This window comes from Gluconobacter vitians, from assembly GCF_015244565.1.
GTDB lineage: Bacteria > Pseudomonadota > Alphaproteobacteria > Acetobacterales > Acetobacteraceae > Gluconobacter > Gluconobacter vitians.
This window is the reverse complement of record NZ_JABCQG010000014.1, coordinates 74,686-88,469: the sequence shown is the minus strand read 5'-3', so window position 1 is coordinate 88,469 and position 13,784 is coordinate 74,686. Positions and strand designations below refer to the sequence as shown.

Here is a 13,784-nt window from a genome sequence, read left to right as displayed (position 1 = left end):
GACGATCAAGGAAGCAACTGTCAAACGCTTCCATTACGACAGTCATGAGCAGTTGAGGACACACCTCAACGACTTCATGGCAGCCTATAATTTCGGGCGAAGACTCAAGACTCTGAACGGCCTTACCCCTTACGAATACGTCTGCAAAATCTGGACTTCAGAGCCAGAAAGATTCATCATTAATCCAACCCATCAAACCCCGGGACTAAACACCTAGGCTCAGGACTCATAGCCAGAAGATGACGGTTGCGGCGAGGCAGATGGCTGAGAAGAAGAGCCTAATAAATACTTGTTTATTCAACTGCCGACAAAGAACGGAAGGGATATGCCAATATAAGAAGACAATCTCCGCCATCACCTTTCGTTTTGGACCAATCCCATTTTCACCGCATGACACAATCCGACACAGGAAGACACAACAAATTATTGGAATAAATGAATTTTATAAAAAACCCTCTGACACAAATAGAGTTAATTCGCCCTCTCACGGCGGCCATAGGGGTTCGAATCCCCTATGGCATGCCAGTAATCAGCTAAAATATAAGCACTGGCGATGTGTTGGCTATGGTGTGGTTTTGTTCGCACAATTTAACACTTGCCTTTGCAGCCAGGCTCACTCGTCAGCTTGGAACAGCTGGACCTTGTTTACATTGGGTGGACGAAACAACTGAATAAATGACTTGGGCACGGCCTCAAGCGTATTCGGCTGTAAGGTGTAGCCATAGCGCTTGTATAGCTTTGATTCCATTTCGGGCACAAAGCTACACAAGCGTGAGATATCTTTACCGCATGGACAAAGCACTTTTCTTTGCCGCTTTCAGAGTATGCTGTACGGTTTTCCGTGCCTTGCGGCGTTCTAGACGCTCTTTCATGGCCATTTTCTCGTAGCGGACCCGTTGACGGATCCAGTTCAGCATGCCGGAAGCCATCAGAACAGCGATCCCGACGAAGGTCCATTGATCGATCGGCTGTCGAAAAACGACGTAACTCAACGCCACGCCCCACACCATCTGGCTATATTGAGGTAAGGCTACCCGGTTGGCCGGAGCCCGCGCGGTTGCGAGCATCATGCACAGCTGCCCAAGGGCGGTGAGGAAGCCGTATCCGAACAGATAAAACCAGATATCTGTATTGGCCGGCCATGTGGCGTGGGCGACCATCAGAAGACCATTTCCAACCAGTGCGCCCATCAGACTGGATCCGAAAAGCGATAGCCGTACGGTTTCCTTGCCTGCGAGACGATAGGCAATCACGCTGCCTGCATTTGCACAGGCTGCCAGGAACGCACAGAGATGGCCCAGATTGAGAGGACGCATCCCTGGCCTCAGGACAATAAGGACGCCCGCAAAACCGAGAGCGACAGCCAGCCAGGCCCAGAACGTCACTTTCTCCTTGAGCAGCACGACCGAGAGGATCGTGACGAACAGCGGCATCAGGAACGTGATTGATAGTGCCTCTGGCATTGAAAGCAGCATGAAAGCTTTGACGCTGGCGGCGGTCGCGACGAAGACACAGACTGCTCGCAGCAACCACATTCCACGGAATTTCGGGCGAACGATGTCCAGATAGGATTCATGCGGTTTGCGAATAAAGGGAAGGATAAGGCAACCGAAGACCCCGCCGAAAAACGCGACTTCAAAAGGGGCAAGACTCCCGTCGAGCAACTTGGAAAAGGCGTCACTGATGGCGAACGCTGCATAAGCTCCGAAGGCCAAGGCCATTCCGGAGAAGAGGGTTTTGGTGTCCATGAGACGCTGAACTCTGATGGGAGAGAAGGAAAATTGTACTGAGAAAATTACCGGGAGAACCTGTGAATAAAAGCCGGAGTACACAGTCCTGAACAGGGATCCAGTAATTTCGGTGAGGCTTCTTAGAGGAGGTATTATAGAAATTCAAACCCGTTTTTGGGGCGTAGAGCGTTTTATTCTGTAATTGTCTAAAATATTATATAATAACGTGACATTCTATACATATCACAACGTTGGAGTTAGAAACGCGAAGGGACAAGGTACGCTTCTACCTTCCAACGACGGTTACACTACCCGAGTGGACCGGGTCTCAATGCGGCCAGCATGCGTCAGATGCTCCTGAAACAGCCAGATCGTCCTGTCGTCTGAAATGAGATCAGATCGTCTCAGAGAAAGAAAAGGCCTACAGAACAGGTGGCTGTCGCAGGTCAAAAGGACTCAGTACCCGCAATTGGAAGGCATATTTTCCAGAGTGAACGACTTTTCGCTTGGTCGGCTCATTCATATTGTGGATTGAAAGTCTGGGATCTGTATCCCCCCTGCGATGCCATTTGCATCTTCTTTTGCAAATGGACGGAAAAGGGGTTTAAGCCCCTTAATTCCACTGCGCTTCCGAACGCCCGTCTCTCAAAGCAAGGAACCCCGATGCGCCTGCGCCAGATCGAAGTTTTTTATGCGATCATGACGACGGGTTCGCTCCGACGTGCTGCCGAACTGCTTCACGTCTCTCAACCTGCCGCCAGCAAGGTTCTGCGCTACGCCGAACAGTCTTTGGGATTTGCGCTGTTTGAACGGACAGGAGGACGGCTGGTCTCGACGCGGGAAGCCCGCATCATGCTGCCTCACGTCAACGCCATTTTCGAAAAACTGTCCGACCTCAAGCGTCTGACCGACAATCTGCGTTATGCGCGTGACGGACATTCGATCAGTATCGGATGCGTCCCAAGTCTGGGCCTGAGTCTGGTGCCGCGCGTAGTGCAGCGTTACCGCAAGGACCATCCGGGCATGGAACTGACGATCGATGCCATGCATGGGACCGAAATCGTCTCACGCATCATGAACCATGATCTCGATCTCGGAATTGTTTTCGGGGACTACACGTCTGACGGACTGACGGCCCTGTACCTTGCGGATATTCCGCTGATGCTGATCGATAGCAAAGAGGGCGAAGGCCCCGTCAGTGTCACGGATATCGACCCCGAGCGCTATATCGGCCTCAGCGAGAACGACCCCACAGCCCGCATGCTCGACATGCTGCTGGAAGAAGCCGGCATTCCCGCCAAAACCCATGTTCGGGTCCGAACCCATTTCATGGCCGCCGAACTCGTGCGCCTCGGCGGAGGATGCGCCATCGTGGACGCCGTAACGGCTCTGCACCATCCGGGCCTGTCACGTCCACGCCCCCTCTCCCCGCCCCTGAGCGTGACCTGCACCGTCCTGTTCCGGGCCGATCATGCTCTATCGCATATCTCGCAGGATATCCTTGCCTTGTTGCGAAGTGAGCTGGACGTCGATCTTCTCGCGCTGAAAGAATGACAACCGACCCTTAACCCGAAGTTAAGAGCGCACTTCATCTTAAGGCACGACAGGCGGAACGTTTCGTGCTCTGAATTACGCTTCTTTCTGCATGCCCCCGCCCGAGCCGGGGCCTGAAAATCGTATTCAGAGCCATTCATGATCCAGCCCGCCCGACAGTCCTTCATACTCGCCATTTCGGCAGCGCTTCTCCTTTCCACGACATGCGCCACCCGCGCCGCAACAATGCCGGCGGGCCTGACCGAACAGAACATCACCACAACGGTGGAACGCGCACGCGCGGCTTTTGACGTGCCGGGCATTGCGGTGGCTGTGGTGCAGGACGGCGAAGTCGTATTCAGCCGCGGTTACGGACGACGCGCGCAGGACAGTGCGAGCACACCGGTAGATACTCGCACAATGTTTGCCATCGGCTCCAACACCAAGGAATTCACCGCAACGGCGCTGGCGCAACTGGTCGATCAGGGCAGGCTGAAATGGAATGACCGCATCATCGACCACATGCCGGAATTCCGCGTGGCCGATCCGTCCATCACACGGGACTTCCGCGTCTCGGACCTGCTGACGCATCACAGCGGCATGGGACAGGGTGCCGGAGACCTGATGCTGTTTTCACACAGCACGTTCACCCGTCCGGAAGTCCTGGCCGGTCTGCCATTCATGCCGTTCACCGCGCCCTTCCGCAGCGAATATGCCTATAACAATCTTCTGTATGTCGTCGCAGGCGCGCTGGTTGAACACATGACGGGCCAGAGCTGGGAAGAAGTCGTCCAGAAGCACCTGATCAATGCTGCGGGTCTCCCCGCCTGCCAGAGCACACCGCCGTTCAAAGGCCAGACGAACGTCGCCACCGGTGAAGGCGAAAGCAGTGTCCTGCCTGACCGAAGCGCCTTCCGCCTGCCAGCGGTTGCTCCTGCAGGCGGCATCTGGTGCAGCGCCGATGGCGTGGCGCGCTGGGCCCAGACCTATCTCAATGGCGGCCGCGCCCCGAACGGCCAGCAGATCTTCAGCCAGACCAGCCGCGACGCGCTCTGGGCGCCGCACGGGCTGTTACCCCTGCCCGACACGGCGGACGCCACAAAGACTCATTTCCGCGCCTATGGCTATGGCTGGTTCATGGAGGATTTTTTCGGGCTCAAGCGCGTCTGGCACACCGGCACAATCAGCGGCATGGTCAGCTATGTGACGTTCCTGCCCGAACGCCGCTCAGGTATCGTCGTGCTCACCAACCATGACGATCCCGGAGCGACATACGCTATCGCAACAACGCTCAGCGCCTATGTCGCAACCGGCAAGAGCGCGGACTGGGTCACGCATTTCCGAAACGAAAAAACCGCCAAACAGGCCGCAAATGCGAAAAAGGCTGCCGAAACCGGTCCCGGCTCGCCCGGACGCCCCTTCATCACGCTCTCACATGATGCGCAGCAAAACTATGTCGGCACCTATCGCGATAACTGGCGCGGCCCGATCACGATCAGCCGGCGTGGGGCAGATTTGCGGATGTCTTTCAGCCATGCCGATGGCCTGACCGGAACGCTCTCCGCCCTGCCGCATGATCTGTTCGTTGTCCGCTGGGATGACCGCGGACAGGACGCCGACGATGATTCCTACGTGCAGTTCGAACGCGACGTCTCAGGTCAGGTAAGCGGCATGAAAATGCAGGTCATCGGCTCGGATTTCAGCTTCGATGCGCAGGATCTTCACCCGAAGAAGGTCAGTTCTTCGCCAAAAAGCCAAAATCCCTGATCCACCGTTTTCATTGCAAAACAACGCCTTAACCACAGGTTATGGGAGGATGGCCTCTTTGCATTGGCCCGACCGGTTTAGGAAATGTAGATTCTGGTCATGATCACGGCGCAGGAGACCAGTGCGTCTCCCCGCGCCCAGCCTCTGGACGCTCAGGATTCTTATGGCCGGCAAACGGACCATCACTATCATCGGCGGGGGCGTTATCGGCCTGACATCCGCCTGTGCCCTTGTTCGGGACGGACATGACGTCACCCTGATCGAACGCCGCAGCGACGTCGGACGGGAAGCCAGCTTCGCGAATGGCGGCCAGCTCAGCTACCGCTATGTCAGCCCGCTGGCCGACGCTGGTATCGCGCAGGACGCCCTGGGCTGGCTGTTCCATCCGAACTCCCCGATCTCGCTGCGCCTGAAAGCCGATCCGCATCAGTGGCGCTGGCTGCTGGCCTTCCTGTGCGCCTGCAACCGGCAGACAAACCGCCGCAATGCCGCAGTCCTGCTCGCTCTCGCCCTCAGCGGACAGGCGGAACTGCAGAAATATCGCGAGGAGGGCCTAGGCGACTTCCTGTGGCGCCGACCGGGAAAGCTCGTCCTGTACCGCAACGCCGCCACCTTCCGCAAAGCCGCGAAATCGGTCAGTGACCCGGAACGTCAGCGCGCACTTTCCCCTTCCGAATGCACGGATGTCGAACCGGCCTTCGCAGGTCTGCGCGAACAGATCGCAGGCGGCATCTTCTCGCCTGAGGACGAGGTCGGGGACTGCTTCCTGTTCTGCAAGGCCCTGCGCGAAACCCTCGCCGCTTCACCGAATTTCCGTCTCATACAGGGCGACGCCACGCTCACGACAGGCCCGAAAAACCGCTGCGAAGTCCAGCTGGATGGCAAGCCGTTCGAAACCGACCTCGTTGTCCTCGCAGCCGGGATCGGCTCCCGGAAACTGGCACGCCCGCTCGGGCTCAACCTGCCGCTCTATGGCCTGAAAGGCTACAGTCTGACCACGCGTCCCCGCCCGGGTCTCGTGCCCTCGGTCAGCGTGACGGATTACGATAACCGCGTGGTCTATGCCGGTCTGGGCGACCGCCTGCGGGTCGCCGCAATGGTCGATATCGGTTCGGAAAACACCCATCTGAACCCCAAACGCCTCGGAGAACTGCGCGCCCTCGTGTCGGAGACACTTCCCGGCGCGCTGGGTCAGGGCGACGATACGCCATGGGCCGGACTGCGGCCCGCCACCCCGACCGGCGTTCCGATCATCGCCCGCACCCGGTATGACAATCTTCTGCTCAATGTGGGGCATGGTGTCCTTGGCTTCACACTCTCGGTCGGCTCAGGCCTGAGGCTGAAAGAGATCGTGGCCGGGTTCGACACCCGCGCCGTCAGCTGAGAAAGGAACAGGTTCTTATGCAGGCCACCCGCCGCATGGTTCTTCTTGGCGGCGTCGCCGCCACCCTGTCCACGCCCGGACGCAGTGCATACGCTGCCTCTCCCCTTCAGAGCCTGCCGGGCCTGAGCCAGCCGGTTGAAGTTCTCGAAGACCGCTGGGGCGTCCCCCATGTCCGCGCGCAGACCATCCCCGACGCCTTCTTTGCCGACGGCTATCTGGTCGCGCGGGACAGGCTGTGGGAACTGGATTTCGGCCATCGACAGTCTCTGGGCCGATTGGCGGAAGTCTTTGGCCCGGCCTTCGTCCCGTCCGACACGGCCAACCGGCTGGTTCTGTTCCGCGGTGACGCCGAACGCGAACTCGCAGCCTTCCCCTCGCTGACGCAGGACTGCGCACGCGCCTATGTCACCGGGATCAATGCGCGCATCGCGGAAGTCACCGCAACACCCTCGCTCCTGCCGCCGGAATTCGGCATTTTCGCCACCACACCGCTGCACTGGGACGTGCTGGACCTGATCCGCGTCCGCGCCGAAGTCACCGGCAATACCCAGACCGAAATCCGTCGCGCCCGACTGGCCGCACGCGGGGCGCTCGCCTATGACGCGCTCATCACGCCGCTGGAACCCGTCCATGACCTGCGCGTCCCGGAAGGGCTGGACACCGCCGCCATCAGCGAAGACGACCTCGGACTGTTCGGCGTGCTTCAGGCCCCCCTGCCCCGACACGATCTGCATGCGGCCGCCGATGACGAGACGCGGCGACGGAACGAGGGCAGCAATTCATGGGTCATCGCCCCCTCCCGCACCGCCAGCGGCCGTCCCATTCTCGCCAACGATCCGCATCTGTCCTTCGGCGTCCCGGGGCCGCGTCACGTCATCCATCTGACGGCCCCGGGGCTGGATGTGATCGGCGGCGGTGGCGCGGGTATGCCCGGCGTCATGCAGGGCCATAACGCAACGATCGCCTTCGGCCGGACCAACTTCCATATCGATCAGGAAGACCTGTTCATCCTGCGCACCGACCCCGCCGATCCGCTGCGCTATGCCCATCAGGGCGGCTGGAAACGCATGGAACAGGTGGAGACACGGATCGCAGTGCGCGGTGAGGCTGAGCGGGTGGTGAGCCTGTTCTACTCGGTCCACGGCCCGGTCGTCTCACGCGATCCGGCCCGCAACCGCGCCACGGCAGTCTCGGCCACCTGGCTCGCCCCCGGCGCCAATGGACTGCTGGCCAATATCGGCATCAATCTGGCGCATGACTGGGCAAGTTTCCGCGAAGCCCTGCGCGTCCATACCAGTCCGACCAACTTCACCTATGCCGATACCAGCGGCAATATCGGCTGGCAGGCCGCCGGGGGCCTGCCGCGTCGCGCTCCGGGACATGACGGGCTCATGCCCGCACCGGGAGACGGACGATATGACTGGCAGGGGCTTCATCCACTCGAAGCCCTGCCCAGCAACTTCAATCCCGCACGCGGCTGGTTCGGAACATCCAACGAAATGAACCTGCCCCCTGGCTATCCGGTCGAGGAACGGCGCGTCAGTTTCGAATGGCGTGACGGCTTCCGCCACGAACGCGTGGCCCAGATGCTGGATGCAACACCGCGTGCAACCCTTGCCGACAGCGTGGCCCTGCAACACGACACATTCTCCGTGCTGGCCCTGCAGATGGTCCGGCTCCTGCCAGATGTCCCGCCCGATCTCGCCGCAGAGGCTGCCCTGCTGAAGGCATGGAATGGCCGCGTCGAGGCCTCCAGTGCAGCGGCCGCGCTGTATGAAGTCTGGTGGACCCGCCTCGAACGCGCCCTGCACGCCCTCATCATCCCGTCCTCCCTGCACGACCTGCTTCCGGGACCGGTGAACGCCACGGTTCAGCTCGCCCTGTTCCAGTCTCCCGATAGCCGCTTTGGCGCAGATCCCGTGGGCGCACGGAACAGGATGCTCGTCGAACAGTTCCGGGAGGCTGTTCAGGAACTGCGGGGACGGCTCGGCCCTCTCCCCGCCGCATGGCGATGGGGCGCGCTCCACACCATCACGCTGCGTCACCCGCTCGCAGTCGTCCCGGCTATCGCGGCGGCTTTCCCCACGATCGGCGGTCCCTCAGCCCAGGGCGGCGGCGACCCCTATACCGTCATGGCCCGCTGGTACAGCCCCCAGAAAGGCGGTGCGAATGCCTATGCCACCACGGGAGGAGCCAGCTATCTGATGGTGTGCGACGTCGGCAACTGGGACCGCTCGCTCTATCTCAACTTCCCCGGTCAGTCAGCTGATCCGAAATCGCCGCATTACGCCGATTTCCTGCCCGTCTGGCTACGCGGCGCCATGCAGCCGCTGTCATTCAGCACCCGCAGTGTCGATGCAGCCGCCGTCCGACGCATGACGCTCCGCCCGGTGGCTCAACCATGACCATTCGGGGTCTCACACTGGCCGCACTTACCGTCCTGTCTTCAGTCGCACACGCCCAGACGCCCACCGAGACCACCCACGCGCTGGATCGCGTCCTGACGCAAGGCGAAGTCCGCCCACTGGCCGCCATCGCCGCAATCCGTCTGCGACACGGCCATGTTGCCTACAGCTATTACGGCGGATTTGCCCGGCAGAGCCCGGATGGAGCAGTTCCCGTCGGTCCGCAGACGCTTTTCCGCATCGCCTCGATCTCGAAAGTCGTCACAACCATCGGGCTGATGGAACTGGTTGAACAGGGCAAAATCAACCTCGATCACGACGCCTCCGACTATCTGGGCTTCCGGCTCCGGAATCCGGATTTCCCGCAGACCCCCATCACCGTGCGGATGCTGCTCAACCACACATCCAGCATTCGCGACGCCGACGGCTACACGCTCCCGCCGGACCACAGGATCAGCGAGTTCTTCGACGCCACCCACAAACCCGGTGACCCCGGCTATCACTTCGCGCATGGCGACGGACACGCGCCGGGCACATGGTTCGAGTACTGCAATCTCTGCTACGGCCTCGTGGGCACGATCATGGAACGTGCCAGCGGCGAACGCTTCGACCACTACCAGAAGACGCATGTGCTGCATCCGCTCGGGATCGACGGCGGCTATAACCGTATGGCCCTCGCCCATCCCGACCGTCTGGCCACGCTCTACAGCCACCAGCCCAAAGGATGGGAAGCCGAAACGGACACCCAGTCCCTGACGCCGAGCTGGAATGCCGCATCCCTCTCCAGCTACACACCGGGCACCAACGGCACGCTGTTCTCCCCGCAAGGGGGCCTGCGCATTTCCATGGAAGGGCTGACCCGTCTCGCCCGATTCATGCTCGGTCATGGCACACTGGATGGCAGAACACTGCTTTCGCAACACAGCATCGACCTGATGCAGACCCCCACCTGGCAGTATGACGGCAGGAACGGCGACTGCCCCTACCCGATCGCCAGCTACGGCCTGAGCATGGCGCGCCTGACCGGAGCACAGGATTCTTCGGGCCGCGAAACCCGGCCCTATAAGGGCTATTCCGGCGATCTGGCTGGCCATCTCGGGGATGCCTATTCGCTGCATTCAGGCTTCTGGTACGACCCCGCAACCGGCGACGGCTTCCTGTTTGCCGCAGATGGCTTCCCCGATTCCGGGCAGGAACGGCCGGGAGCCTATTCCTCATTCACCCGCGTCGAGGAAGAAATCTTCACCGCCCTCGCCGAAGCCGGGACATCAGCCCCATGACCATTCAACTCTCCCTTTTCGCCGCCTCAGCACTGCTCGCGATCACCTGTTCAGGCGCAAACGCGGCTCCCGCGCAGGACACAACCCAATTGGGTGCCCTGCTGGGCATGCCCTATGCCAACGGGCTGACAGGCGCTGCAAAAACGGCGCGTCTGGCCTGGGTGGAACAAAGGGATGGCATTCGCAATATCCTGATTTCTGACGGAGGCGCGGCCCCCCGCAAAGTCACCGCCTATACGCAGGATGATGGAACCGATCTGTGGGGCCTCGCCCTCAGCCCGGACGGACGGACACTGGCCTTCGTCGAAGGCGGCGATGCGGAATATCCCAACGACCACGCCCCGAACGCCGGCAACGCAGCCGTCCCGGGCAGGGAAACCGTACGCGTCATACTGCCCGATGGCCGGACCGTCACCGCCGGGGAAGGACACAGCCCGGTCTTTTCCCCGGACGGACGCCTGCTGGCCTTCATGCGGGGCGGTGCACTTCTGGTCGGACAGCCGGGCCAGACGCCGCATATGGTCATGACCACGCCGGGCGAAATCACCACGCTCCACTGGTCGCCAGACAGCAGCCGCCTCGCGCTCGAAATTGACCGCGGCTCTCACAGTCTGATTGCGCTCTGGAGCGCCCGAAACAGCAGCGCCGCTCCCGTGTTCCTGCCCGCCGCACTGGGACACGATCAGGAAGCAACCTTTTCGCCGGACGGCCGCTCCATCGCCTTCGTCCGTGCCTATCAACCGTTGCTGACGGCCGAACGCGGCAAGGGGCATTTCTGGTCCCTCCAAGTCTACGACACCGCAGCCGGCGCGGAATACACGCTCTGGACCGCACCGGAAGGTGCCGGAAACCAGTTCTGGGCCCCGGAAGGCATGGGTCTGACATGGACCCGCAACGGACAGCTCCTTTTCCCATGGGAAGGCAGTGGCTGGCTCCGGCTCTGCGCTTTGCCCGTCACTACCCCGGCGGCAACGCCACGCTGCCTGACACCAGATGGTGCCGAAATCGCGTCCTACCGTCTGTCAGCGGACGAAACCCATCTGCTCTACACGGCCAATATCGGCGATCCGGATCACTGGCGTGCCTGGTCCCAGCCCCTCGATAACAGCCAACCCGTTGCCCTCAGCGACCCGAACGAACAGGTCATGGACCTCACAATGGCGGGCCCGGCCCTCGCCATGATGGCCACAGGCAAGGACCAGCCTGCCCACCTGGTCGTCCTCCAAAACAATACCCGGCACCTGCCTGTGACGCCCACCATCCCGGCCGGCTTCACATTCACAACGCCTCAAATCGTGCATCTCCGCAGCGACGACGGCCGCGACATCCACGGACAACTGTTTCTGCCTCCCGCCGGAACACCCGGCCCGCATCCGGCGCTGGTCTTCGTGCATGGTGGGCCGCAGCGGCAGATGCTCCCGGCCTTCAATCCAATGGGTTATTATTCCAATGCCTATGCCATGAACCAGTTTCTGGCATCGCGCGGATATGTGGTGCTGGCCGTCAACTACCGCAGCGGCACCGGCTATGGCCTCGCCTTCCGGGACGCACCCGGCATCGGTCGAGCGGGCGCGAGCGAATACAAAGACGTTCATGCGGCCGGACTGTTCCTGCGCAACCGTTCCGACGTGGCCCCCGGCAAGATCGGCATCTGGGGCGGAAGCTGGGGAGGCTATCTGACGGCCCTGGCTCTCGCCCGCAACAGCGACCTGTTCGTGGCCGGAGCCGACTTCCACGGCGTCCACGACATGACGGAGCCAGATCATTCCGGCCTGTCTCCCGAAGAAAGGCAGCGGGCAAAGGAAAGCGAGTGGCGCTCCTCCCCGATCGCAGACATTGCACACTGGCGCTCACCAGTCCTGCTGATCCACGGAGATGACGATTTCAACGTCGAATTCGAACAATCCGTCCTGCTGGCCCGCATGCTGGTGGCACGGAACATTCCTTTCGAAGATCACGTCTTTCCCGGCGAACGTCACGCTTTCCTGCGCACACAGGACTGGCTGAGCGCGTATCTGTGGACACTGCATTTCTTCGATACAAAACTGCTGATCAAACCGCCTCGATAATCTCCAATTGGACCTTGCCTTACGAGACAAAAGTCACGAAAGGCAGGTGCGCAGACAGAAACAGAAGTCGTAAGGCGGTCACCTGTTTCAGGTGAGGAATATACGAGTGCAAAGATAGTGGTGAACTGGACAGACCTACGCTTGAATGAGAAGAAATTTCTCCCATTGATTCACATTATTCCTGTCACCCGCAATATACCCATCTGGCTGAGCAGATAAATAATGGTTATTATATTTTATGGCGCAGAAACTGCCTTCAATTTCTAAAGCTACATTACCTTCTATTTTAGATTTTCCGAACAAATCCCAGTAAAGCAATCTATTATATTTTCTGTCAAATACAACCGGATAAACACCTGAACCATTGGAATAACTGCAAAACGATTTGTTTTCCGGGCAAAAATATAACAGATCTCCAAAATAGGAAAAAATATAAACCTCAGATACGTTCTCTTCTTTCCCAAAATAAATACTAGATGTTCTAATATAGAAATTATTTATGATATCTTTTATTTTGTAAATTTCCCCATCATTTATAAATTTTGCAAAAATATTTCTCCGAAAATCCCTATTGTTTATTAATCTAGAAGATGTCCCTGTCGCGATGCAATTGGATGAAAAAAGACAATTATAGACCAGGCCTGCATGTCTTTCTGACGCTTTTAAAAGAAGGCTCGTCAGGTTGTTAATATTTTTTCTTCTTATGCTATGTAAGGTTTTTCTGAGTTTTTTATTATCGCTTATATCATTTAAAATTTGTCTGAAATTGTCAGTGCCTTTCAAGCTTTCCATCACTACGTGCCCGGCGTAGAATATTTTTATACCTTCTACTTCCGGGATTTCGCTCTTGATGCGATGAAAGTTTATTTCGTCTTCGTGAGCTTTATTCGGATCGTATATTATATATATAGTTCCTACCGCATCTTTTTTCTTCAGGCCCATTCCTTCCATGTAGTTCTTATAAAACTGATCATAAAAAGACTCTGAATCTCTTTCAGATTTATCCAAGGAAAATTGTGGCGCCAGAGCCAGTACATAATCTGCAGACAAGAGTTTCGAATATTTTATTGCCGCAAATCCGCCCATTGAAGAACCAAAGAGCAATATTTTCTGGTCTTTCGGTAAAATTTCTCTCAGAATTTCTAAAACTTCAGAAAATTCTTCTCTCACAAACCAGCAATCAGTCTTTGCAACTATGCCAAATGTATTTATTTTCAGTTTTATTGATGGTTCATACAGAAAAAATCTATTGTTATGTCTTTCCGGCGCGTCAAAAGCAGAAAACGTAACGACGCAGAAATCCGATTTATTCTGATTATGGTATAGCTTATAAAATTCGTTTTCAAAAATAAGCAACTTTTCCCTCCTGCCAATCATAACTATTCTTCAATTTAATGGAAATTATATGTGAATATTTTTGAAAATCAGAAGTGGTTACATTCCTTTGATAGAATTTCAGTCTCTTGGCGTCTTATCTGTTAAGTCTTGAACTTGATAAGTTGGATTAAGTGTGAACCGTTATAGCTTTGAAGTCCAGATTTTGCAGGCATATTCGTAAGGCATAAGACCAGTTCAGATCTTTAGATTTCGTCCGAATTATAGAAGCCATAACATTG

9 protein-coding genes are annotated in these 13,784 nt (G+C 57.8%); 7 read left to right on the top strand and 2 right to left on the bottom strand.

What is annotated here, in order from left to right; all coding sequences use genetic code 11:
- On the top strand, positions 1–217 hold a 217-nt coding region (locus HKD24_RS11255; RefSeq protein ID WP_194260358.1), incomplete at its 5' end, for an IS3 family transposase.
- 565 nt (positions 218–782) lie between these two features.
- Here HKD24_RS11255 and HKD24_RS11250 read toward each other — a convergent pair.
- Positions 783–1,721 carry a DMT family transporter gene (locus tag HKD24_RS11250; RefSeq protein ID WP_194260364.1) on the bottom strand — a complete coding sequence of 313 codons (939 nt, stop codon included), beginning with the start codon at positions 1,719–1,721 and terminating at the stop codon, positions 783–785.
- Positions 1,722–2,393: 672 nt separating this feature from the next.
- Between HKD24_RS11250 and HKD24_RS11245 the strand changes: the two genes are divergently transcribed.
- The 6 genes from HKD24_RS11245 (at position 2,394) to HKD24_RS11220 (ending at position 12,168) form a co-directional block, all read left to right on the top strand.
- On the top strand, positions 2,394–3,284 hold the full coding sequence (locus HKD24_RS11245; RefSeq protein ID WP_194260357.1) for a LysR family transcriptional regulator: 891 nt from the start codon (positions 2,394–2,396) through the stop codon (positions 3,282–3,284).
- 138 nt (positions 3,285–3,422) lie between these two features.
- Entirely contained in the window at positions 3,423–5,030 is a 1,608-nt protein-coding gene (locus HKD24_RS11240; RefSeq protein ID WP_194260356.1) for a serine hydrolase, read from the top strand.
- Positions 5,031–5,193: 163 nt separating this feature from the next.
- Positions 5,194–6,414, top strand: coding sequence for an FAD-dependent oxidoreductase (locus HKD24_RS11235; protein WP_194260355.1), 1,221 nt, complete (start codon positions 5,194–5,196; stop codon positions 6,412–6,414).
- A gap of 17 nt (positions 6,415–6,431) precedes the next feature.
- Positions 6,432–8,819, top strand: coding sequence for a penicillin acylase family protein (locus HKD24_RS11230; protein ID WP_194260354.1), 2,388 nt, complete (start codon positions 6,432–6,434; stop codon positions 8,817–8,819).
- Positions 8,816–10,099 (top strand): serine hydrolase domain-containing protein, encoded by a 1,284-nt coding sequence (locus HKD24_RS11225; RefSeq protein ID WP_194260353.1) that lies wholly within the window; start codon positions 8,816–8,818, stop codon positions 10,097–10,099. The genes HKD24_RS11230 and HKD24_RS11225 overlap by 4 nt, the downstream gene beginning before the upstream one ends.
- On the top strand, positions 10,096–12,168 hold the full coding sequence (locus tag HKD24_RS11220; protein WP_194260352.1) for a S9 family peptidase: 2,073 nt from the start codon (positions 10,096–10,098) through the stop codon (positions 12,166–12,168). The genes HKD24_RS11225 and HKD24_RS11220 overlap by 4 nt, the downstream gene beginning before the upstream one ends.
- A 135-nt stretch (positions 12,169–12,303) precedes the next feature.
- On the opposite strand, the gene HKD24_RS11215 is transcribed toward HKD24_RS11220, so the two are convergent.
- Positions 12,304–13,524: a hypothetical protein gene (locus HKD24_RS11215; RefSeq protein ID WP_194260351.1), complete on the bottom strand. Its 1,221-nt coding sequence runs from the start codon at positions 13,522–13,524 to the stop codon at positions 12,304–12,306.
- Positions 13,525–13,784: the final 260 nt, after the last annotated feature.

Coding starts and splice junctions, on each gene's coding strand:
- HKD24_RS11245 (WP_194260357.1), top strand. CDS start 2,394: ATGCGCCTGCGCCAGATCGAAGTTTTTTATGCGATCATGACGACGGGT.
- HKD24_RS11225 (WP_194260353.1), top strand. CDS start 8,816: ATGACCATTCGGGGTCTCACACTGGCCGCACTTACCGTCCTGTCTTCA.
- HKD24_RS11240 (WP_194260356.1), top strand. CDS start 3,423: ATGATCCAGCCCGCCCGACAGTCCTTCATACTCGCCATTTCGGCAGCG.
- HKD24_RS11250 (WP_194260364.1), bottom strand. CDS start 1,721: ATGGCCTTGGCCTTCGGAGCTTATGCAGCGTTCGCCATCAGTGACGCC.
- HKD24_RS11220 (WP_194260352.1), top strand. CDS start 10,096: ATGACCATTCAACTCTCCCTTTTCGCCGCCTCAGCACTGCTCGCGATC.
- HKD24_RS11235 (WP_194260355.1), top strand. CDS start 5,194: ATGGCCGGCAAACGGACCATCACTATCATCGGCGGGGGCGTTATCGGC.
- HKD24_RS11230 (WP_194260354.1), top strand. CDS start 6,432: ATGCAGGCCACCCGCCGCATGGTTCTTCTTGGCGGCGTCGCCGCCACC.